15 protein-coding genes are annotated in these 24,092 nt (G+C 50.9%); all 15 read left to right on the top strand.

The features are described from left to right. The first annotated feature begins 7 nt into the window (after nt 1-7). Complete coding sequence (locus tag IC230_RS00075; RefSeq protein WP_191036922.1) at nt 8-1,477, top strand: RagB/SusD family nutrient uptake outer membrane protein; 1,470 nt, start codon at nt 8-10, stop codon at nt 1,475-1,477. A gap of 357 nt (nt 1,478-1,834) precedes the next feature. Continuing rightward, entirely contained in the window at nt 1,835-4,567 is a 2,733-nt protein-coding gene (locus IC230_RS00070) for a hypothetical protein (RefSeq protein WP_191036921.1), read from the top strand. A 17-nt stretch (nt 4,568-4,584) separates the two neighbouring features. Beyond that, nucleotides 4,585-6,741 carry a beta-N-acetylhexosaminidase family protein gene (locus IC230_RS00065; protein ID WP_191036920.1) on the top strand — a complete coding sequence of 719 codons (2,157 nt, stop codon included), beginning with the start codon at nt 4,585-4,587 and terminating at the stop codon, nt 6,739-6,741. Between the two features lie 50 nt (nt 6,742-6,791). After that, a complete protein-coding gene (locus tag IC230_RS00060; RefSeq protein WP_223860133.1) occupies nt 6,792-9,452 on the top strand; it encodes a hypothetical protein in 2,661 nt (886 codons plus the stop codon). 57 nt (nt 9,453-9,509) lie between these two features. After that, nucleotides 9,510-10,616, top strand: a complete 1,107-nt coding sequence (locus IC230_RS00055) for a TolB-like translocation protein (protein ID WP_191036919.1) — start codon at nt 9,510-9,512, stop codon at nt 10,614-10,616. 318 nt (nt 10,617-10,934) lie between these two features. After that, nucleotides 10,935-11,672, top strand: a complete 738-nt coding sequence (locus IC230_RS00050) for a (Fe-S)-binding protein (RefSeq protein WP_191036918.1) — start codon at nt 10,935-10,937, stop codon at nt 11,670-11,672. Further along, entirely contained in the window at nt 11,672-13,066 is a 1,395-nt protein-coding gene (locus IC230_RS00045) for a lactate utilization protein B (protein ID WP_191036917.1), read from the top strand. Before IC230_RS00050 ends, IC230_RS00045 begins: the two co-directional genes overlap by 1 nt. Before the next feature lie 9 nt (nt 13,067-13,075). Next, nucleotides 13,076-13,705 carry a LutC/YkgG family protein gene (locus tag IC230_RS00040; protein WP_191036916.1) on the top strand — a complete coding sequence of 210 codons (630 nt, stop codon included), beginning with the start codon at nt 13,076-13,078 and terminating at the stop codon, nt 13,703-13,705. 509 nt (nt 13,706-14,214) lie between these two features. Continuing rightward, nucleotides 14,215-14,919, top strand: a complete 705-nt coding sequence (locus IC230_RS00035) for an RNA polymerase sigma-70 factor (protein WP_191036915.1) — start codon at nt 14,215-14,217, stop codon at nt 14,917-14,919. 69 nt (nt 14,920-14,988) lie between these two features. Then, a complete protein-coding gene (locus IC230_RS00030; protein WP_191036914.1) occupies nt 14,989-15,999 on the top strand; it encodes a FecR family protein in 1,011 nt (336 codons plus the stop codon). Nucleotides 16,000-16,016: 17 nt separating this feature from the next. Beyond that, the gene (locus tag IC230_RS00025) at nt 16,017-19,535 is read left to right on the top strand and encodes a SusC/RagA family TonB-linked outer membrane protein (protein WP_191036913.1); all 3,519 of its coding nucleotides are present in this window, start codon (nt 16,017-16,019) and stop codon (nt 19,533-19,535) included. A 14-nt stretch (nt 19,536-19,549) separates the two neighbouring features. Beyond that, nucleotides 19,550-20,995, top strand: a complete 1,446-nt coding sequence (locus tag IC230_RS00020; protein WP_191036912.1) for a RagB/SusD family nutrient uptake outer membrane protein — start codon at nt 19,550-19,552, stop codon at nt 20,993-20,995. A 102-nt stretch (nt 20,996-21,097) separates the two neighbouring features. Continuing rightward, a complete protein-coding gene (locus tag IC230_RS00015) occupies nt 21,098-22,297 on the top strand; it encodes a YncE family protein (RefSeq protein WP_191036911.1) in 1,200 nt (399 codons plus the stop codon). A gap of 93 nt (nt 22,298-22,390) precedes the next feature. After that, complete coding sequence (locus IC230_RS00010; protein ID WP_191036910.1) at nt 22,391-23,014, top strand: YhcH/YjgK/YiaL family protein; 624 nt, start codon at nt 22,391-22,393, stop codon at nt 23,012-23,014. Between the two features lie 51 nt (nt 23,015-23,065). Beyond that, nucleotides 23,066-24,025, top strand: coding sequence for a D-2-hydroxyacid dehydrogenase (locus IC230_RS00005; RefSeq protein WP_191036909.1), 960 nt, complete (start codon nt 23,066-23,068; stop codon nt 24,023-24,025). Nucleotides 24,026-24,092: the final 67 nt, after the last annotated feature.

The raw sequence follows: 24,092 nt of genomic DNA, 5'->3' as shown, positions 1-24,092 counted from the left end.
AGGAATTATGAAATATACATCGTTCGTATTCGTACTTGCCTTTCTCCTTACGACCTCCTGTCGTAAAGAATTTATTGAGCTAACTCCGGTGTCTACGGTCAGTGTCGATGTTCTCTATAAAACGGATAAAGATTTTCAGGACGCTGTCGTTGGTGTGTACAGTGGTTTTCGAATACCTTACCAGAATTTCTGGCAGTTTGGCGACCTGCGGGGCGATGACACGAAGCACGATCTGGCCAACGGATTGGAATCGATTCGGGTCGACAATTTTCTCACGGATTACAACGATAATATTCTGCTGACAAGCTGGCGGGGGTATTACAGTGCGATCACGAACGCGAATGCCATCTTAGCCAAAATCGCCGATGCAAATCCTGCTGTGGTCACCAACAAGGACCGTCACATTGGCGAAACGAAATTCCTGCGGGCGCTGGCGTACTTCAACCTGGTGCGAATTTTTGGGGATGTACCCATGGTCACTACGCCCATCACGACGGAACAGGCTTACCAGACGGGTCGGGAGAAAGTGGACAAAATTTACGACGAGCTTATTATCAAAGACCTGCTCGATGCCGAAGCTAAATTGCCCGTAAAATATACGGGTGCGGACGTTGGTCGGGCCACGCGCGGAGCCGCCAAAGCCCTGTTGGGAAAAGTGTACCTGACCCGGAAAGATTTTGTGAAGGCCGAGGAGAAATTAAAGGACGTAACGACGCTTGGGTACGTGCTGCTGAAGAACTACAACGACTTGTGGGATTATACCAAAGACGAACACCATAGCGAGTACATTTTTGACATTGAGTACCTGGCCGGTGGTTTAGGCATCGGAAGCACGTTCACCAATACGTTTACGCTGGAATTCCAGTCGGGTGGGAGCGCGCTGGTGAATGAGTTGTCCCGGATTTATGGCATCCTGCCCGGCGCTACGGCCGCTAGTGGGGGTAACCCGACAGCTGCGATGTTTGCCGCGTTCGATCCGAAAGATTTGCGGAAAGACGTCAGCGTTGCGACGGGCGTCATCGGGGCCGATGGCAAATTTGTAGCCCTGTCGACCACGGGCGTTACGTCCTTCTCGAAAAAATACATGGCTCCCCTGAAAGCCAACAACGACAGCCCGGCCAACTGGAAAGTGATTCGTTACGCCGACGTATTGCTGATGCTGGCCGAAGCGATGAACGAAAACGGTAAAACCACCGAAGCACTCACGTATCTGAATATGGTCCGTCAACGGGCGGGTGTAGCAGCTTACGCAGGCTTGACCAAAGACGATTTCCGTGAAAAAGTTTATCTGGAGCGACGATTAGAACTGTATCTGGAAGGCCATCGCTGGTTCGATCTGGTAAGAACGGGTCGCGCGTTAACGGTTATGGCTCCGTTCGGTATGAAACCTTACATGACGGTCTTCCCTATTCCGCTGACAGAACTGGAAATCATCCGTAATCCTGCGGTTTTTGCGCAAAATCCGGGGTACGAGTAATGCGGAAAAATTTATAAATCTCCCGAAAATAGGCTGTTGAGTGCCAATTTTTAACCCCGGAGGGGTAGCATGTTTATAGAAAAAAAGCCCCATAGACTATCCCCAGAACCCCGGAGGGGTGAAATGATGTCACCCCTCCGGGGTTCTAGCTCGATTGGTGGTTACTTTTTCTACAAAGATTACACCCTTTCAGGTTGACAATCAGAACTTAACAGCCCTGCTCTTTGGGGGATTTAGGGGTAAAAAATCTGGTGTTAACAGCCTGCTGTAAAGGAAATTTGCGCTAAAGAATATTCAGTAGAATTTGATTTGTCAGGGTTTGATAAAGTAGTCAATTCGTATTTAATAGTTCGTAATATGCAACAGGAAATCAGTCAGAATATTCCCCAGGTTAGTCGTCGGATTTTTTTGAAAATGGCGGGTCTGACTACGTTAGGCGCTGGATTTGACGGGCTTGAAACGTTCCAGGCGCAGGGAATTTCCCTTGTTGTCGATCCGGCTGATTCGATTGCGAACGCGGCTCCGATGCAATGGGCGGCTGCCGAACTGGCGAAGACGTTAACCAACCGACGTATCGCTGTCCAGCGATGCACGAAGTTAACCCAGGCAACGACGGGTAATCTGTGCATCATGCTGGCTGGTTCCAGCTCGTCACTGGCTCAGCCGTTGCTGAAGGCGGGTGGCGTCGCTGTGCCTTCTGTTCCCGAAGCGCTGGGTTTGGTCATGGGTCAGTCAGCGGGGAAACCTGTGTTGCTGGCCTGCGGTCAGGATGAACGTGGCCTGATGTATGCTGTGCTTGAACTGGTTGATCGAGTTCAGTACGAGGTTCAGCCAGTCGCTGCCTTCACAATTCAGAAACCTCTCGTTGAGCAGCCTGCCAACGCCATCCGTAGCCTGACCCGGCTTTTTGTCAGTGATGTAGAGGATAAAGGCTGGTTCAACGACCGCGCGATGTGGCCCGAATACCTGACCATGCTGGCGACGCAGCGCTTCAATCGCTTTAACCTGAGTCTGGGGATTGGCTACGATTTTCTGCGGAACGTAACGGATGCGTATTTCCTGTTTTCCTATCCGTTTCTGCTAGCGGTTCCCGGCTACAACGTTCGGGTGCCGGAACTCTCGGATGCCGAACGAGACAATAACTTGGCGATGCTGAAATTCATCAGCGAGCAGACCGTGGCGCGGGGTATGCAGTTTCAACTGGGCTTGTGGATGCACGGTTATCAATGGCTCGACAGTCCGAATCCCAACTACACCATTACCGGACTCACCCCCGAAAACCACGGTCCCTACTGCCGCGACGCGGTACGGACGCTGCTACAAGCCTGTCCGGCTATCAGTGGCGTAACGTTTCGGGTTCATGGCGAAAGTGGCGTGAATGAAGGCAGTTATAAATTCTGGCAAACCGTGTTTGAGGGGGTGGCTACGTGTGGTCGGAAAGTCGAAATCGACATGCATTCGAAGGGTATGGACCAGACCATGATCGACTCGGCTGTGAACACGGGGTTACCCATTGTGATTTCGCCCAAGTACTGGGCTGAACACCTCGGAATGCCCTATCACCAGACTGATATTCGCGCCCTGGAAGTTCCTGATCCGAAGAAAAAGACATCGACCCTGATGAACTTGAGTGAAGGATCGCGGAGCTTTATGCGGTATGGGTATGGTGATCTGCTGAAAGAAAATCGTCCGTATCGAGTCCTGCACCGGATCTGGCCCGGTACGCAACGGCTGCTGCTCTGGGGTGATCCGGTTACCCAGGCCGCGCACGCCCGGGCGTTCAGTTTTAGTGGCAGTGCGGGTGCCGAACTGATGGAACCGCTTTCGTTTAAAGGACGCCGTGGGACGGGAATTGCTGGAGGACGTTGTGCCTACGCCGACGCTACGTTAGCCCCGCGCTGGGACTGGGAAAAATATCAGTATACACTACGGCTGTTCGGTAGGCTGCTTTACAATCCGAACGCGGAACCGGCGACCTGGAATCGTTATCTGAAAAGTCAGTTTGGCGCGGGGGGCGGAGCCGTTGAACAGGCGCTGGCCAATGCCACCCGGATTTTGCCCATCGTCATGACGGCACACGCTACGTCGGCGGGCAACAACACGTACTGGCCCGAACTGTACACCAATCAGCCTATTGTCGATCCAACCATCAACGGCAACATCAGTCATCTGTACGATACGCCCTCGCCTAAAGTGTTCGGCAACGTCAGCCCGCTCGATCCGCAGTTGTTTTTATCCATCAACGACTGCGTGAAAGAAATGCTTAAAGGGGAACGTAGCGGCAAATATACACCCATCGAAACGGCGCAGTGGCTGGAGGATTACGCTGCCGAAGCCGACAAACAACTGAGGCTGGCCGAAGCGAGCGCAACCAATAAAAAAACACCGGAATTCCGGCGAATGGTCGTCGACGTAGCTATGCAAATTGGTTTGGGACGATTCTTCGCCAGCAAATTTCGGGCGAGCGTGCTCTACGCCATCTTCGAACAAACCGGCGATCGAACGGCGCTGGAACAGTCGCTCAAAGCCTACCGCACCGCCCGTACGTTCTGGGCCGATTTGGCCAACCGGGCGAAAGACGTGTATAAACCCGACATTACCGTTGGCGAACGAACGTTCCTGCGTGGTCACTGGCTCGACCGACTGCCCGCAATGGATGAGGATATTGCCGCGATGGCGAAAAAACTGGAGCAGGCTAAACCGGGTGACGAGTCGGGTGGTGGGCGTGTACAGCAGGCGATTCAACAGGCGATGGGACGACCCCAGCGCCGGATGGTTGCTGGCCGTCATACCCAGCCATCGCCTTTCCGGGCGGGCCAACCGGTTGTCATTGACGTATCGTTTGAGAAAGCCCCCCAATCCGTCCGGCTGTATTATCGCCACGTTGATCAGGCCGAACGTTATGAGATGATCGACATGCAGGCCGAACGTGCGCAGCATCGGGCCACGATTCCGGCGGCTTATACCAACTCACCGTACCCACTGCAGTATTATTTTGAGGTAATAGAAAGCCCGGACGTGGCCTCGCTTTATCCGGGTTTCAATGCTGAACGTACGAACCAGCCGTATTTCCTGATCCGGCAAGCCTGAACCAAACGTAACGACGGATGAGAAACGTACTTGTTTTTGCTGTTCATTTTATTGGCTTTGTTTCCTTCGGCTTTTCGCAGACGGTAAAGCTGCTGTATGATCAAACAAAACCCCAGACGGTCTATGCTGCGCATCGACTTGAAAAAGCATTGCTTGCAAAACGCTACGTTCTGAAAGAAGGTCAGGCCGACTATACCATACAGCTTGCCGTGAACCCCAGCGAACCCGGTTTGGAAGCCTTTTCTATTGTTCCAGCCAACGGGAAATTAACGATTAACGGCAGCGACGAACGGGGGCTTCTCTACGGTTGTCTTTCCGTCAGCGAAGACATACAGAACGGGGTACCTCTGAAAACGATTAAAGCCCGTCATGAACAGGCGAAGCTACCGTTCCGCGCCATCAAGTTCAATCTGCCCTGGGACGCCTATCGGGAAGGGTACGCGATGGAACTGCATCGGGAAACCTGCCGGGACCTACGCTTCTGGGAATCTTTCCTGGACATGATGGCCCAGAACCGATTCAACGCGTTGACGCTCTGGAATCTTCACCCGTTTCCGTACATGATTCGGCCGAAAAGTTTTCCCGAAGCCTGTCCGTTCACTGATCAGGAGTTGGCCGACTGGCAGACGTTATACCGGGGACTTTTTCGGATGGCGAAGGAGCGGGGCATCGATACGTACCTGGTCAACTGGAACATCTTCGTCAGTCCCGAATTTGCCAAAGCGCATCACGTGGGCGTCGAAGACCCAACACAGCGGATTCATTTCGGGGCGGCCGATACGTCGTCGATCATCAAACGCTATACCCGTGAGTGCGTAACGCAGGTGCTGGACGAATACCCGGATCTGACAGGACTGGGCTTTACGCACGGCGAGGCTATGGGCGGCATGACACCCCAGCAACGTCAGGACTGGTTCGGTGAAACGTTTCTGGAAGGCATTCGGCAGGCGAAACGCAAGACAAAGCTTATCCACCGGGTACCGCTCGAAGCCAATACGCGGACGGGCGGGTCAACCAGTGTCGACACGGAACAGTTGACTCGCAACGCCATGGAAGAACTCGACTTTCTGGATGGACCGATCTGGGCAGAAATCAAATTCAACTGGTCGCATGCGTTTTCGTCGCCTAAGTTGATCAAGGTACATGGCGGGAAGATCAGCGATACGTACTTTAAACCCCAGCCCCAAAAGTACCGGATTGCCTGGATGGCCCGTAACGAAGACTTTTTCTGCCTGCGCTGGGGCGTTCCTGATTTTGTTCGTCAGCACATACGCCAGAATACCCATCCGTACGTCGGTGGTTATTTTGTCGGTTCGGAAGGCTACATCCCGGCGAAGGATTACTTTACCAAACCCGGTTTATCGGTCGACTGGCAGTATGCTTTCCAGCGTCAGTGGCTGTTCTATGCGCTGTGGGGCCGGTTACTCTACGACTCGTCAACGCCTGACGCGGTGTTCAAAAATGAGTTTGTCAGACGGTACGGCAAAACGGCCGAACCGCTGCTGGAGGCCTCGGCACTGGTCGGTATGACGCCGATCCGGTTGGCTTCCTTCTTCAATTTTACCTGGGATTTTACGCTCTACAGCGAGGGGTTCATGTCCATGAATAACCGGGTCATGGAGTACATTTCCATTGATCGCCAGATCAGTCAGCCGACCATGGACACTACGTATGTCTCCGTTACGGATTACGTTCAAAAAGGGGCCGTTGAATCGGCTTTCGGTCGGGATAAGATTACGCCACTTAGGCTGGCCAGTTTGCTCGAACAGGATTGCCAAAAAGCGCTCAGTCGGGTGAAAACGATCAACGTAACCTCGAATACGTCGCGGCAGCATGAAGTGGCTGATATAAAAGTGTGGGCCAACCTAGGTCTGTATTTTGCTCAGAAACTGAGAGGAGCCGTATCCCTGGAAACGTATCGACGAAAAGGTGGTGAAGTGCATAAAAAGGCGGCTGTACGCTACCTGGAAAGCGCCCTGAATTACTGGGATGTAGTGGTTAGCATTACGCGTCCGCTGTATACTGATATGCCCTTGGCGGCTTACTCGTACCCGAAAGATGGAAAACGCGTGGTGACCGATACCGTTCGGCGGTTTCATTGGGAGACACTCAGACCGGACGTTGCCAGGGATGTCGACATCGCGAGGAACGCGACGGTTCTCCCGGCGAAATAAGTAACAAGCGTACCCACGAGCTTCTGACAACCCATTAACTATTTGCCTGTATGAAGACGATACGTTGCCTGCCAAACTGGTCATTTCTCTCGCTTCTGACCGGTTTGCTCATTTATCAGCTTAGTGGCTATGCGGCCATCGACGCGCCGGAACTCTCGCTTGTAACGGATCAAACGCCGGGTGCTGCTGTTGCCCATGGATTAACAAAGTTGACAGACGCCTTACGGGCAAAGCAGGTTTCGTTTGAGAACGTAACGACGGTCGGTCAGGCACGGGGGAAAGCGGTTCTGGTAATGGGTCTGACAACAGGCGCAGGCGCGGCCGCTACGTTACTGAAAACGGGAAATCATCCGATACCGAAAGACGCCGAGGCCCTGACAATCTGGAAGACTAGTTCAGCGAAAAAACCGGTCTGGGTAGTTAGTGGCTCGGACGACCGGGGATTGATGTACGCCCTGCTGGACGTAGCTGACCGCATTAGCTGGAGTAAAGATACCAAAGCACCTTTGCGTGAGGTGAAAGAAATTACGGAGAAACCTGCCGTTAGCAACCGGGCTATTTCCATTTACACCATGAACCGGGCGTACTGGGAAAGTCGGCTATACGACGAAAAACACTGGACTCGTTACCTCGATCAGTTGGCCCGGAACCGGTATAACAAGCTGGTGGTCATTTTCGGCTATGAAAATGGTGGATTTCTGGCACCCTGTTATCCGTATTTCTTCGACGTAGAAGGCTACCCGGATGTGAAAATGGTCGGCATTACGCCCCAGCAGCAGCAACGCAACCTGTCGTCTTTCAATCGTCTGATCCAGATGGCGCACGACCGGGGTATTGAGTTTACCGTCGGTATCTGGGACCACATTTACCGGGGTGGTGTCCAGGGCGGGGGTATTCCCGGAACGAAGGACGCGCCGGATAAACCCGTGCCCGGTTTGGTATGGGGATTGAATGCCGACAACCTGACCGCCTACACGAAAACGGCACTGGCGAAATTTGTTAAACAGGTGCCGAACCTGGATGCCATTCAGTTTCGGATGCACAACGAATCGGGTCTGAAAGAAGGCGAACAGGAGAGTTTCTGGACGGATGTTTTCCGGATGATGAAAACCACGGCACCCAATCTGCAACTGGACCTGCGGGCGAAAGAGTTACCCGAGTCGGTGATTCAGAGTGCGCTGACTGTGGGCGTCAATTTTCGGATCAATACCAAATACTGGATGGAACAGATGGGCATGCCGTACCACCCGACGCAAGTAAATCCCGATAAAAGCCCGATTCGCCACAGCTACGCTCATTTGCTGCAGTACCCGCAAAAATACCGGATGAACTGGCAGCTCTGGAGCGGAGGCACCACCCGTATTCTGCTGTGGGGAAATCCGGATTACGCCCGTCGGTTTGCTGAAAGCACGCATCTGTATGATGGCGATGGTTTTGAGATCAACGAACCGCTGGCGACCAAAATGGAAGCGCAGCCGCACGAGACCAAACCGTTTGATTTGTTGAATCCAGCCTACCGATACTACGATTATGAATTTGAACGGTACTGGCATTTCTTCCAGACGTTCGGACGGATCGGCTATAATCCCTCAACTGATCCGGTGGTCTGGCAGGCTGAATTTAACCGTCGCTTTGGCGAAAAGGCGGGTCCGCTCCTTGAAAAAGCGCTCCATCAGGCCAGTTGGGTTTTGCCCCGGATCATTACGTCCAGCTACCCGTATACCAGCTTTCCTACCACACGAGGCTGGGCGGAGAAGCAACGGTTAGGCGATTTGCCGACGTTTGCCAAAGCTGAACTGAGCGACATGGCGCAGTTCGCCAGTTTCGATGAAGAAGCCAAACTACGTACCGAAGGGGGCGAAACGGCCAGGATGTTGCCGTCGGCCAATAGCCACTGGTTCCGGCAAACGTCCGAAAGTCTGAACCAACTGATCGCTCAGGCCGAAACAGCAGCCGGTAGCAACCGGAGTAAAGAGTTTGTCTCCACGCTGACCGATTTGAAAATCCTGTCGAATCTGGCGCTGTATCACGCAAAGCGTATTCTGGCGGCCGTCAATTACCGCATCTATGACCGAACCCAGAACGTAGCAGCTCTGGATGAAGCCTTGGCCAAAGAACGGGAAGCCATTCAGGCCTGGCAGCAACTGGTAGCGGCTGCGGGCGATGTGTATACGGATAATCTGGCGATGGGTGTCTGCGTATTTGACCTCTGTGGCCATTGGAAAGACGAACTGACTGCACTGGAAAAAGGACTAGCGAATCTGGAACAAAAACGAACCGCCGTCCGGGCGGAAGCCAGTACGGCTAAACCATCCGTGTCCACGGCGGCCGTATCTTCGGTGGTCCTTCCGTATAAACCACTGACCGATGCCGTTACGCCCGATCCGTTTCGGATTTCTCACCAACCCATTATCAGTTCGCCAGTAGGTAAACCCATTGTTGTTCAGGTGAATGTAAGCGCTCCGGCTGGTATGAAGTGGGCGAGGCTGCGCTATCGAAACGTCAACCAGGAGCTTCCTTATCAAACGATGTTTATGCAACAGTCACCCGACGAAAAAGATACGTATCGAGCCGTGGTGCCCGGCGACCAGATTAATCCGAAATGGGATTTGATGTACTTCATCGAAGTCATGGATAATAACGGCGTCGGACGGATTTACCCGGACCTGGCTCAGGAAACACCTTATCGCATTGTAAAACTTATTCGTTGAGTCAGGATCGGTTATGTATGGCTCTGGCAGAATTGATAAAACTAAACCCTTATTGACATGAACGTAGTATCCACTCTCTTCATCGCTTCCTTCTTCGTCGCATCATCCGTGCGGATTCCTTTCCCGGCTGAAAGCGTTGTCGCGCGGAAGTACCTCCGCCAGTTGTCTGCCGATGATCCCCTGAAAAAACGGAAAGCAGGCAGTCCACTTGATCACTTACCCAAAAACATCGACGTACTAACCGGTTTCGGCGAACGCGCTGATTTTTCGCCGGATAACAAGCGGATTGCGTTTATGACCAAAAGTTTCGGGGATGCGATGGTACTTGATCTGGCCACCCGCCAGGTGAAATGCCTGACCTGCAACGTACCGGCTGCGGTTTTTCTGCGGGTCATGCACCTTTCCAACGGCGATTATATTTTGATTGGTCCCGAAAAATTTGAGGATATCCGTATCAGTCGGTCGAGGGATAATGAGCTTTGGTATTTGAGCAAAGTGCCGGGTTCTAAACCGATTAAACTTGGTGTTCACATGAGCGAAGGCATGGCCATTTCGAAGAAGAGTATGAAAATTGCTTATTCGCAGGTACACGATCAGGCGCCGGAACTGGCCGAGAAAGCGTCCCGACTAGTCGTTTGCGAAGTTGATCTGTCAGGCGGTGCGCCCAAACTCGTTAATAAAAAGACCGTCTACGAAGGAACGGGTTATCCGTTTGAAGCCCAGGATTTTTTCGATAATGATTCAAAAATGACCTTTGTTCGGTATGAGCCGGTTCGGGACGAAGCTGGGAAACAAACCGGCCTGAATGCGTCAACCATGACCCTCGATCTGAAAACGAACGAAGTGGTTAACCATTCCCAAAAACCGAATACCTACAACGAATGCGAGGGGATTTTTCCGGATGGCAAATACGCTCTGGTCGAAGCCGACCGTCAGTGTGACTGGCTGGGTGGTAAGCGTGGTCCGGCGAACATCGATATCTGGAAACTGAAACTCGATGGCACTGGGAAAGACTTTGTTCGGCTAACCAACTTCAACGATTATGAGGGCGGCAAAGCGTCTAATCCGGTCGTATCGGGTGATGGGAAATACATGGCATTCCAACTGGCAAATACCGCCGATCCAGCTGGCGTGGGCTATGGATTGTTGCTGTACAAGTTTTGATACGTAACGACTAAATGCTTTACTGAACGGCAAACAGGGAAAAAGCAATCTTTTACGTATATGGGTGATCGTTCGGTAGAGTAATTCGATTGATGATTCGCTTTAGAGTAATGGACTGTAATTGAATTCACTACTGCTCCAATCTAATTCTTATTGCCGGTACCACGGGTTTTAACCCGTTCAGGAATTGACTCAAAAAACGGGTTAAAACCCGTGGTACCTTTTTCTCAAACCATTAAGTCAATCGAGTATTAGTAAATCAATATTTTTTAGTGCTTTAGGAATGTAGTCGAGTAACGCTGATCCTATACCAAACCCATGACCGTCGGACTTTTCATACCCTGTTACGTCAACCAGTTTTATCCGCAGGCTGCCATCGCTACGTTGCAGTTGCTACAAAAACTGGACGTCGATGTGGCGTACCCGCCTAAACAGACCTGTTGCGGGCAACCCATGGCCAATTCCGGATTCGAGCATCTGACGAAAGAATGTAACGATCTGTTCGTGACAAACTTTGCCCGCTTCGATTACATTGTGGCGCCTTCAGCCAGTTGCGTACTCCACGTTAAGGAGCATCTGCATTCCGCCGATGACCCAGCGCAGGCTGAGAGTATCCGATCGAAAACCTATGAACTGGTTGAGTTTCTAACCGATGTGCTGAATGTCGAGGATTTGAAAGCCCGGTTTCCGCACAAAGTAGGCATTCACCAGAGCTGCCACGGCTTGCGGGGGCTTCATCTGGCCCAGATGAGCGAACTTAATGCCCCGCCTTTCTCCAAACCCGTCCGTTTGTTAAACATGGTGGACGGACTGGAACTGGTTTCGCTGGATCGACCGGACGATTGCTGCGGTTTTGGAGGAACGTTCTGTATCGCTGAAGAGGCTGTATCGGTTAAAATGGGTAAAGACCGGGTGCTGGATCACCAACGAAACGGAGCCGAGTACATTACTTCGGTCGATCTGTCCTGCCTGATGCACCTGGAAGGCATTTTACAACGGAACAAAACGGGTATTAAAGCGCTGCACATCGCTCAAATCTTAAACTCAACCCACTGATGGAAAAGACGATCAAAGATCATTCCGCCTTAGCGGAGGAGTTTATTAGAGACGAAGAGCGGGTCAACTGGCACGACGGCGCTCTGTGGTGGATTCGTCAGAAGCGCGACATGGCCGCCAAAAACATACCTGAATGGGAAGCGCTACGTGAAGCGGCCTCGCAGATTAAAAACAACGTACTATCGAACCTGCACGATTATTTACTGGAGTTTGAAGCCAATGCTACGAAGAACGGAATAACCGTGCATTGGGCCGCCGATGCTCAGGAACACAACGCCATCGTTTATTCTATTCTGAAGGAGAAGGGCCTTAATCAGTTGGTGAAGAGCAAATCCATGCTGACGGAAGAGTGTCATTTGAACGAATACCTCATTGAACGGGGCGTCGACGTGATCAATTCCGATCTGGGCGAATACATTCAGCAACTGGATAATGAACCACCCAGCCACATTGTATTACCCTGTATTCACAAACGGAAAGAGGAAATCGGCGATATTTTTCATGAACACTTAGGCACCGAAAAAGGCGTATCGGACCCAACTACGTTAACCCGGTTTGCCCGCCGACACCTGCGCAATGTGTTCGTAACGCGACGGGCGGCTCTGACAGGCGTCAACTTTGCCGTTGCCGAAACGGGCGAGTATGTCGTCTGTACCAACGAGGGAAACGCCGATATGGGTGCCCACTTATCCGAGGTGCAGATTTCGTCGATGGGGATTGAAAAGATCATTCCAAAGAAAAAGCATCTGGGTGTTTTCTTACGACTACTGGCACGCAGCGCTACCGGACAGCCGATTACGATCTATTCCAGCCATTTTAAAAAACCGCGCAAAGGCCAGGAAATGCACCTGGTACTGGTCGATTTTGGCCGAAGTCGCCAGTTGGGACGACCTGATTTTCGGAGTTCGCTCAAATGCATTCGCTGTGGAGCGTGTATGAATACCTGTCCGGTTTACCGAAAAAGTGGTGGTTTGAGTTACCATAATACGATTTCAGGACCCATCGGTGCGATTCTGGCTCCGAATCTGGACATGCGGAAGCACGCGGATTTACCCTTTGCCTCAACGCTATGCGGTTCCTGCTCCAATGTCTGTCCGGTGAAAATCAACATCCATGAGCAACTGTATCAATGGCGTCAGGTGATTGTTCAGGAAGGATATGCCGCTAACACCAAAGTGCTGGGTATCAAAGCCATGGCCTGGACATTGTCGTCGCCTGCTTCGTACGCACGTATCGGGAGAGCCGGTCGGTGGGTATTGAACAACATTCCGTTTGCCGTGAACAACAAGTTCAACCTGTGGTACAAACAACGGGAAATGCCCGGCGGTCCGAAGGAATCGTTCGGCGAATGGTACGCTAAAAATGGTCCGAAAGAGGATGAAAAACAGGAATAGACTAACAAAATGAATACCAAAGAGCGCATATTGGCCGCTGTATTAGCGAACCAGCCACCAGCCAGTCCCTTACCCAATATCGATTCATTTAAAGGCACTGACCAGGACCTTATTTCAACGTATAGCGATGTGTTTACCACCATCGGTGGGAGCGTTTTTGTCGTGAAAAGTCTGGCTGAAGTGGAAGGACTGATTCAGGAAACGTTTGATTGTACTCGACGGATCATCACTACGTTGCCGGAACTGCGTGACGTCAGCGATCGGATTGAACTGTACTCGGCGGAGGTAATGCCCCATTCGTTCGAGGATATCGAACTGGCCGTGCTGGAAGCTGAACTGGCCGTTGCCGAAAACGGCGCGGTCTGGCTGACGGAACAACGGATGGGCCAACGGATCATTCCTTACATCTGTCAGCATCTGGCCGTAGTTGTCCCGGCCGAACGTATCGTTCCGACCCTGCACGAAGCGTACGAGAAAATCGGGGTAGGGGACTACGGTTTTGGCGCTTTTATTGGTGGCCCTTCTAAAACGGCCGACATTGAGCAAGCCCTGGTACTGGGTGCCCACGGCCCAATTTCTATGACGGTATTCATTCTGGAGTCGGAAGCCAGTTCGACTACATCCTATCCTGGTGAATAGTCAGGCAAAATCACATTTAGTCTAATCAATTTACTGCTCTATGCGATCCTGCCGGGGGCAGCTGATGTGACGTCGGTTACTTTTAACCGACGCTGGGAGGTTTCTCAAAACCTCGTCAGCATCTTCAACCGAGGTTTCTCAAAACCTCCCAGCGTCAGGTTAAGAACCTGACACCACGCGAGTATAATCGTTTATAAAAACGTAGCTCAGCTTAAATTTTTCTGGATACGTTAGTCTTTGCCTTTCTACCACAACCCCGTTACTAAAGGTTTTACCCTTTAGCTGATCTTCATCCGTAGTGCCAGAATACTTTGATGCTCTACAAAGTGTCTGGCGCATTTGGTCCGGTACATTGCCATCCTGACGTATTAAAATTCAATTTTTCAAAAAAATAATTAAAAATAGACTAAGTGTTTTTGGTACACGAAATCGTCTCTCCTTAAACAGCACCTTACTCAGCTAAGTCATGATTTAGTCGTCCGGGCCAATACCACGTAGCGAACCCAACAATGAATCAACTTCTGCCTTTACTAACCGAAATGGGACACATCCAGCCGCTCAACGTCTCTCCAAACAGGACAAATCCAGCCTTTTGGCGGGAAGAAGACACGACCAAGAATCCCGTGGAAAGACCCCAACTGGATACCGAGCTGTTTATACGAAAAACCTTCGAGCAGGATGTGGATGCAGGAATTAGCCTGCTGTTTCGGCAGTACTATACCCTGTTATGCAGCCACGCCGTACGGTACGTTTCCTCAAAAGCCGTTGCGGAAGATATTGTGTCGGATATTTTCTATGAATTTCACAGTGAGCTTCGGTTTCAGACGATAACGTCTTCGTATCGGGCTTATCTGTTTACGGCGGTTCGCAACCGGGCATTCGATTACATTCGGGCTGAGATGCGGCAGAGCACATCGCTGGACCATGCCGAGTTTGTTCCGGCTCACAGTACACAAAGCCCGGATTCAATTACGCAATACGAAGAGCTTTATCACGACGTAGAGGATGCCATTAACGCAATGCCACTGAAACGACGACAGATTTACGTCATGCATCGCTTTGAAGGCAAAAAATATCAGGAGATCGCCGATGAGTTAAATCTATCCCTGCGTACGGTCGAGTCTCATCTGTATCAGGCCATTCATCAGATCCGAAATGCCCTAAAAAACAAATGGCAGTTTTTGATTTGCTTATTTGCTGCACTTTGGAGCTAAACTTATTTTGGCATTGACTAGGTGTTTTACAGGCGCAAAATCGTCGTATGGTTATTAACGATCTCACCCATGAAACCACGCATATCGAAAGAATCACTTTTCAATTACTTTGCCGGACAGGCGACTGCCCTGCAAAAACAGCAAATTGATGAGTGGGCAAAAGACGAACAGAATCGGGAGTTGTTTTTCGAATGCCTGGCTGCGTGGGAAAACCAGAATAGTCAATTTACCCCCGATGTCAATGAAGCCCTAAAAAAGCATCAACAACGGATGATTCACCAGCCCGTGCGAACAGCTAATACCGTTCCGGGTACTGAAGCAGAAGTTCGTTCATTGCTTTCCTTGCCCTGGATTCGGTGGTTTATTGCGGCCACGATCAGCCTGGTCATTCTATTCAGCGGGCTTCACTTTAAAGACAGTATCCTCTATAAAACTTACCAGACGCCATTCGGAGAAACTAGTACGCTTACGCTTTCAGACGGAAGTCGGGTTACGCTAAATGCCAACTCAACATTACAGGTACCGCGCTTTGGTTTCGGTCAGAATACCCGCGAAGTCATACTGGCGGGTGAAGCTGACTTCTCGATCAAGCACACGCCCAGTCATCAGAACTTCATTGTTCAGACCAATAAAAAATTCGAGGTAGTCGTGCTGGGTACTGAGTTTATGGTCAACACCCGCGAGCACGGACAGAAAGTGGTTCTTAACAAAGGGAAAGTGCAGCTGCGGTATCAGGAAGGTGAAACGGCTAAACAGCTGACCATGAAGCCTGGTCATTTGGTCACGTTCGACCCGGCCGGGCATGCCAGCGTAAAGCAGGTCGCTAACTCGCGGGATTTTGTATCCTGGAAAGAGCATCGATTTGTTTTTGAGCAGACGACACTAGCTGAACTCAGCACTCTTTTCCTGGAAAATTACGGCCTGCAACTTCAATTCCCGGATAAAGACTTGATGCAGTGGACTGTTTCGGGTGCCTTTACGGCCAATAGTGCGGAAGAATTGATTGAAACATTGACGAGTGCCTCCGATCTAACGTACCAACGGCAGGGTAGTAGCCTGATTATAACCCAGCAGCATTAACTAAACCCTTATACTATATGGAAAAATCAGTACGTATTCTACTTCTTATCGGAGTAGGGCTGGGAGGAGTACACCCTGGCTTTTCCCAGATACTGGCCAGAGCCCAGCAGATTCAGCCGCGAGAAGTGTACGCTAAAACCACAACGAATCACTTAACGGATGTGCTGAGAAAATTGCAGGATCATTATGATACAGACATTTTATTCTTCGACCGTAACGTAGAGGGGTTAGTAGTAGCTGCCGACGCCGTTGACCTGAAAGCCAGACTCGAAGAGAACCTGAGTTCAATTCTTAAACCGCTGGGGTTACGCTATAAAAAAGTAAAGAACGGTAGCTACGTTGTAATCGGTAAAAGCTCAGCCGGGAAAGAGGAACCAAACACGGCCCGATTTCCTGTTGGCGCGTCGATCGTTGCTGAGCAATCAGAACCTGAACCGCAAAGGCAACAGACGGTAACGCCTGCTTTGGCGGAGTTATCAGCCGCCAGAGTACAGGTTGTTGATGTTTTGGTTCAGGGGACCGTATCGGACGAAAAAGGAGAGGGCCTGCCAGGCGTTAGCATTTTGCTGAAAGGGACCCAGAAAGGAACGACCACCGATGCTGACGGCCGATACAAACTGGATGTTCCAAACGCGGCTGCTACGTTGATTTTTAGCTTTGTTGGCTATACTTCGCAGGAAATTGTCGTGGGCAATCGCACCAGTCTGAACGTTACGTTGACGGCTGACGACAAAACGCTGAATGAGGTTGTCGTGATTGGATACGGCGCCATTCAAAAGAAAGACCTGACGGGTTCTGTGGCTTCGGTGGGCAGTAAATCCATTCAGGAGATGGCTGCTCCGCGAATTGATCAGGCCCTGATCGGGAAAGTGGCGGGGGTGCAGGTCAAACCCGTTTCGGGCGAGCCGGGTGCCGCTCCGCAGATCCGAATCCGGGGGATTGGTAGTATTTCGGCGGGGGCCGGACCGCTGTACGTCGTAGATGGCTTTCCGATCTCCAGTATTCAAAACCTGAATCCGAACGACGTCGAAACGATCGACGTACTGAAAGATGCTTCGGCTACTGCGATTTACGGATCGCGGGGCGCTAATGGCGTCGTGATCATCAATACCAAACGAGGCAAACTGGGCAAGGCTGCCATCAATCTCAGCTATCAGTTTGGTTTTCAGAAAATAGCTAAACGTCCGGTGCTACAAACGGGGCTGGAAGAAGCGCAGCATTATTACGATGGCGTGCGTAACCGGAACCTGGATGAAGGCAACGACGTCTCCGGCGACCCGCTTAAATGGAAGGCACCCGTTCCGCAAACCATTCTGGACGTACTGTCGGGTAAACTCACCACCAACGAAGACCCCCTGGATGCCATTTTGCGTACGGCCTCCCAGCAACAGTATCAGCTGACGGCGTCGGGTGGCAGCGAAAACATGCGCTACGCCATCGGTGGCGAGTTCTTCAATCAGGACGGGATCATACTGAATACCAACTTCAAACGGTATTCGGTCCGGGCCAATCTCGACGCGAAACTGTCGCCGAAACTCTCGTTAAAAGTGAATCTGAATCCGTCTTACACAGACAAACTCAATGTAGGTGGAGCAGGGGCCGAAGACATAGCCACGTTTTCCGACATTACCAACAACCCGCTGTATAATGCGCTGGTCATTCCGCCTTATCAATCATTATACAATCCCGACGGCAGTTATTACCCGTTCGGCAATGGGCTGGATGCCGTTGTGACCAGCAAAAATCCACTGGCCCTGGCCAACGAAATTAAAGCCAGACAGAAAAGCGTTGGTTTTCTGGGGAACACGTTCCTTGAATATGCTATCCTGGATAATCTGAAGGTCAACGTCATGCTGGGCATTAACCTGATGAGCATCAAAGGCAGCTACTTCAAACCCCAGATGGCGGCTTTTCTGAATGAGCTGGCGTCGGGCACCGACAATGCGTCGCAACGGTTGAACTGGATCACGGAAACGACGGTGAACTATACCAAAAGCTTCGGGAAACATAACTTCACCGGCTTGTTGGGCTACACGACGCAGCGGGAAACGTTTGAATCCAACACGCTGACCAGCAACCGCTATCCCAATAACCTCGTGCCGACCTTAAGCGCCGTGAGCGGAATTCTGACGGGGGGCTCTTCCAACGTAGCGGAGTGGTCGCTGCTGTCGTATCTGGGACGTATCAACTACAACTACAACAGCAAATACTACGTAACGGCGTCGATGCGGACCGATGGTTCCTCCCGTTTCGGGGCGCAGAACAAATACGGTCTTTTCCCGTCCTTCGCGCTGGCCTGGCGGGTTTCTGATGAGAATTTCATGAAAGATTTCCGGTTTGTGAGCGAACTGAAACTGCGCACCAGCTATGGAAAAACCGGCAATAACAACATCGGAAACTACGACCACCTGGCTACCATCAACTACGAAAAATACGTACTTGGCGGAACAGGAGTGGGTGGCTTTTCGCCCGGACGGTTGTCCAACCCAAATCTGACCTGGGAGACTCAGCAACAGGTCAACGTGGGTCTTGACGTGAGTTTTCTCAACAATCGACTGGCGCTGACGCTGGATCACTTCCTGTCGAAAAATACGGATCTGCTGCTGAACGTAAACATCCCGGATATTACCGGATTCAACACGGCCTTGCAGAACATCGGTGAAGTAAAAAATACGGGCTGGGAACTAACCCTCAATACCGTAAACACGCAGGGTGCTTTTAAATGGCAGACCGCGCTCAATTTCTCGGCTTATAAAAATGAGGTCGTTCGCTTAGGGTCGTCGGGCGATCCTATTATTTCAGGCGGTAACATTACCCAGATTGGACAGCCCATCGGTATGTTCTATGGCTGGCTCGCTGATGGTATTTTCAAGACCAAAGCCGAACTGGACAAAGGGCCGCTCTGGAATCCGGGCGGGCGGGATGCCTCCCGCGTAGGTGACGTTCGATTCGTGGATGTCAGCGGCCCTAACGGCACTCCAGATGGGGTTATCAACAGCCTTGACCGGACCATTATGGGTTCCCCTTACCCTGATTTCTATTATGGAATGACCAACAGTTTTTCGTACAAAAACCTTAGTCTGAGCATCAGTCTGCAGGGGGTACAGGGAAACGACGTACTGGCTTTATCAAGGGATCAAATGGCGAACAATCGCGCTCGCTTCCGACAATATGCCTTTATGAATGACTACTGGAAATCGGAGGCCGATCCGGGTAATGGGTATTCTGTGCGGCCCAACGACGTACCGACGGGTAACTTCAGAGGACTCTATAGTCAACGCTGGCTGGACGACGGCTCTTATCTACGGATCAACAACATCAACGTTGGTTATGCGCTTCCCGAAAACATTGCCCGGAAAGCCCGACTGAGTTCGGTACGCCTATCGGTGACAGCCAACAACCCGTTCCTGTTCACGAAGTTCATCGGCTTTAATCCAGACGTTAGCCGAAGCGACAGTCCACTAACACCGGGCAATGAGCGATACGATTATCCCACTGCGAAAAGTATTCTGTTTGGTATCAACATTGGCTTCTAACCTATTCAATACCAATGAAAAAGATCGTTTCACTTGTTGCACTGGTCACGTTGTTGATGACCTCCTGTCAGAAGACTTTTATCGAAATTCTACCCGTCGATACCGTAACGGTCGACGTACTGTATAAGACCGATAAAGATTACCAGGATGCCGTCGTTGGCATTTACGGCATCTATCAGGATCAGTACGCGAACATGTATTACTTCGGCGATATACGCGGAGATGATGTCTGGGATGAGCTGGTCAAAGGGACGCCGGGCGCTGTCGATAATTTTACCCTTTCTAACGACGATGCCCTGCTGATTAACACCTGGCGGAATTACTACAAAGCCATCACGCGGGCCAATACGTTGCTGGAGCGGATTGCTACGGCCGATGCCGCCGTTATTACCAACAAAAACCGGCACATTGGTGAAGCTGAATTTCTGCGGGCGCTGGCCTACTTTGACCTGGTCCGAATCTTTGGCGACGTACCGCTGGTGACCAAATCTTTATCTATCGATGAGTCCTATAAAACGCCCCGCGAAAAAGTGGATAAGATTTATGATGAGATTATCATCAAAGACTTACTCGATGCGGAAGCCAAACTACCTGCCAGTTATGCCGGTGCCGAGGTGGGTCGGGCCACGAAAGGAGCTGCCCGGGCCTTGCTGGGGAAAGTGTATCTGACTCGGAAGGATTTTGCGAAAGCCGAACCGAAACTACAGGAAGTGACTACCATGGGGTATTCGTTGCTCCCGAACTGGACTGACCTGTGGGATTATACAAAAAACGAGCACCATGCCGAATACATCTTCGATATTGAATATGAGCAGGGATTGGGTGGCGAAGGTAGTATTTACACCAATCGCTTTACGCCTAAAGTCACTTCAATGATTACGTTTTACGGCATCGCCGGTTCGGTTGATGATCAGAATACGCCCCACCAGGTGCTGTTCGATCTGTTTGACGCTAAAGATAAACGGAAAGACCTGACGGCTTCGAAAGGCTACACTGATGCGACGGGTAAGTTTATTCCGCTGTTGGTTTCCTCCAACAACATGTCGGCCTATACCCGGAAATACATTACCAGAATCACGACCGCCAACGACAGTCCGGCCAACTGGAAAGTCATTCGCTACGCCGATGTTTTGTTGATGTATGCCGAAGCGCTGAACGAGAACGGTAAAACCGCGACGGCCTTGCCTTATCTGAATCAGGTCCGTACCCGGGCCGGGCTCGATCCGCTGGCAACGGGAATAACCCAGACCGCGCTACGTGATCAGATCGTTCTGGAGCGTCGTCGGGAACTGGCGTTTGAAGGACACCGCTGGTTCGATCTGGTTCGGACGGGTCAGGCGTACACGGTCATGCAGAAATACGGTATGAAACAACACATGACCGTCTTTCCGGTGCCGCTGGCGCAGGTTCAGCTAGTGAATAACCCGACGATATTTCCGCAGAACCCGGGCTACCAGTAAGTTGAATATCATTGCTCGATAGAATCGCTTTAGCAGTCCGGCTGCATTATGGTAACACTACGTACTAATAAATTCTGGCTCTTTTCTATTAAAAATGAAATTATGAAAACAATGAAAACCGTTTTCGCGCTGCTTCTAGGCGGCTTATTCTTCATGTCAGCAACCGCCTGGATAGCATCATCGGGCGATAAACTGGTGGTTAATGCACCCAAGCCAGCGCCTAAAGTGCAGCGTTTGTTATACGTAGTGACGCCCGGTATCCGAAACTATCTGGGCTATGGTGGGCATGGAATTCAGGTCTTCGACATCGACAATAACCACAAGTTCGTCAAATTCATTAAGACCCCTGGTGGTCTGTTAAAAAAAGACATACCATCCCCCACAGGTTCGTCAAAAAAAGGCGTACCATCGAATGTAAAGGGCGTTGATGTGAGCCTGGCTACCAACTGCATTTATATCAGCACCCTGGAGGCCATTCAGTGCATCGATCTGGTCACGGAAAAAACGCTATGGGAAAAAGAATACGAAGGCGGTGTCGACCGAATTTCCATATCGCCCGATGGCAAGATCATTTACGCACCCTCGCTCGAAAAAGCACACTGGAACGTTGTCGACGCTAAAACGGGGGATGTAATTACCAAGATCGTTACCAACTCCGGGTCACACAACACCATTTACGGACCCGACGGCAAAGAGGTGTACATGGCCGGGCTAAAATCACCGATGCTGAACGTAGCGGATACGAAAACGCATACCGTTAGTCGGCAGGTAGGTCCCTTTGGTGCTGAGATTCGCCCTTTTACAATTAATGGTTCGCAGACGCTTGTGTATGTGAATGTCAACGGCCTGCTTGGGTTTGAAGTGGCGGATTTAGTCACCGGAAAATTTCTGCACCGCGTGGTGGTTGAAGGCTGGAATGTGGGTGAAGTAAGACGTCATGGTTGTCCCAGTCACGGCATTGGCCTGACACCGGATGAAAAAGAGCTTTGGTTGTGCGACGGGCATAATCTCCGTCTGCATGTTTTCGACAACACGGTGATGCCGCCCGTACAGAAAACGACCATAGCCCTAAAAGATATGCCCGGCTGGATCACGTTTAGCCTGGATGGTAAATATGCGTATCCAGCAACCGGTGAGGTCATTGATGTGAAAACCCGAAAAATTGTTGCTTCTCTGGAAGATCAGGATCACAATGATGTACAAAGCGAGAAAATGGTAGAAATCCATTTCAACGGAGGTAAACCCGTTGCCGCTGGCGATCAATTTGGCCTGGGACAGGTGAAAAAGGTGAGTAAGAATTAACGAAGCAAAGAGGCTCTTTTTTGTCATGCCGCACTGGCAAACCGGTCGGCATGATAAAAACGCTCTTCTCACCTCATACTAAATAGCACAACAATGCAACACGCTAAGCTACTGTCGGTTCTCTTCCTGAGCGCTGCCTGTCTGAGTGGTTTTACGGTACGTGCTCAGTCTGCTGGAGGATGGACTGAGAAAAAAGCGGAGCAATGGTACGGCAAAATGGATTGGCTCAACGGCTTGTCCGCCAAACCAGCCAATCCTATTAACAAGGAGGAGTTTGCCCGGCAATATAACGGCAACAAAGCTGCCTGGGATAAAGCGTTTGCCTTTCTGAAAAACACAGATTTTACCCGGCTCCGGCCCGGTAAATACCCCATCGACGACGAAAACGTCTATGCTACCATTAGCGAAGGCCCTCCGCGCGAAATCTCCAAGTCAAAATTTGAGGCTCATCTCAACTACAGCGACATTCACTACGTCGTGAAAGGAAAAGAGCAGATTGGCATTATTCCCGTCGAGAAAGTGAAATCGAACGTGGCCCAGGAATATAGTGCCGATAAGGACATCGGTTTTTATACGACTGATGAAGGTAAATTTTACGTAGCCGAGCCAGGGATTTTCTATATCGTTACGCCCAAGGAAGCGCACAATCCCAGTAATAAAGTGGACGGATACGACGGCGTCAAAAAAGTAGTAGTTAAAGTCAGAACAATTCCATAACTGGTAGTCAAACCGGTCGATATTTCTTTGTTCAGCAAATCCTCACTCCCTATGCGATTAGTGTTTTTAGATACGAAAACCATTGGTGATATACCCAATCTAAACCTGATAGAAAACTATGGTCAGGTAACGTATTACGAAACGACGTCGCCCGAACAAACCCTGGAACGGACGAAAGATGCGGACATAATTATCTCGAACAAAGTGGTTCTGGATCAGTCGATCATCGAGCAGTCACCTAACCTGAAGCTGATTTGCATAGCCGCTACCGGAACCAACAATGTGGACAAAGTTGCCGCCGAAAAACGCGGAATTCCGGTAAAGAACGCAATGGATTATTCAACCCAGAGCGTGGCCCAGGGGACTTTTGCCATTCTACTGCAATTGCTCGTCGATATACCCTATTTCGATCAGTATGTAAAGGGAGGAAGCTATTCAAAGACGGACATTTTTACCCATTTCGGCAGGGGGTTCTGGGAGTTGACTGGCAAACGATTCGGGATTGTCGGCCTGGGAAATATCGGCCGGCAGGTGGCAAAAATTGCCGAAGCGTTTGGCTGTGAAGTCGTGTATTATTCGACCTCCGGCCAGAACACGCAGCAACCGTATCAGCGGCTGGAATTGGATGAGTTCTTACGTACCTGTGATGTGATTTCCATTCACGCACCGCTGAACGACAGCACGGCCAACTTCTTTAACTACGACCGCCTGACATGCCTGAAAAAGTCGGCCATTTTGATCAACGTCGGTCGGGGCGGTATTGTCAATGAGGCAGATTTAGCCAGGGCGCTGGATGAAGGCTTACTGGCCGGAGCGGGAATCGACGTATTCACCAAAGAACCGATCAGCCCGGAGAATCCACTGCTGCATGTTCAGCATAAAGAAAGACTGGTCCTAACTCCACATGTTACCTGGGCCAGTATCGAAGCCAGAACGCTACTGATGGAAAAAGTGGGGCAAACTATTGAGGAGTTTTTGAAGAATGAGCCGTCAGTTGAACTAAATGGCTGAATGGGTACCACGGGCCGGGCCGCGGTGGGGCTTGGGCCGGAGGGGGCGTGATGTCCCATAGGGGCCG

Source organism: Spirosoma validum (assembly GCF_014699035.1).
Taxonomy (GTDB): domain Bacteria; phylum Bacteroidota; class Bacteroidia; order Cytophagales; family Spirosomataceae; genus Spirosoma; species Spirosoma validum.
This window is presented reverse-complemented; position numbering and strand designations above follow the sequence as displayed.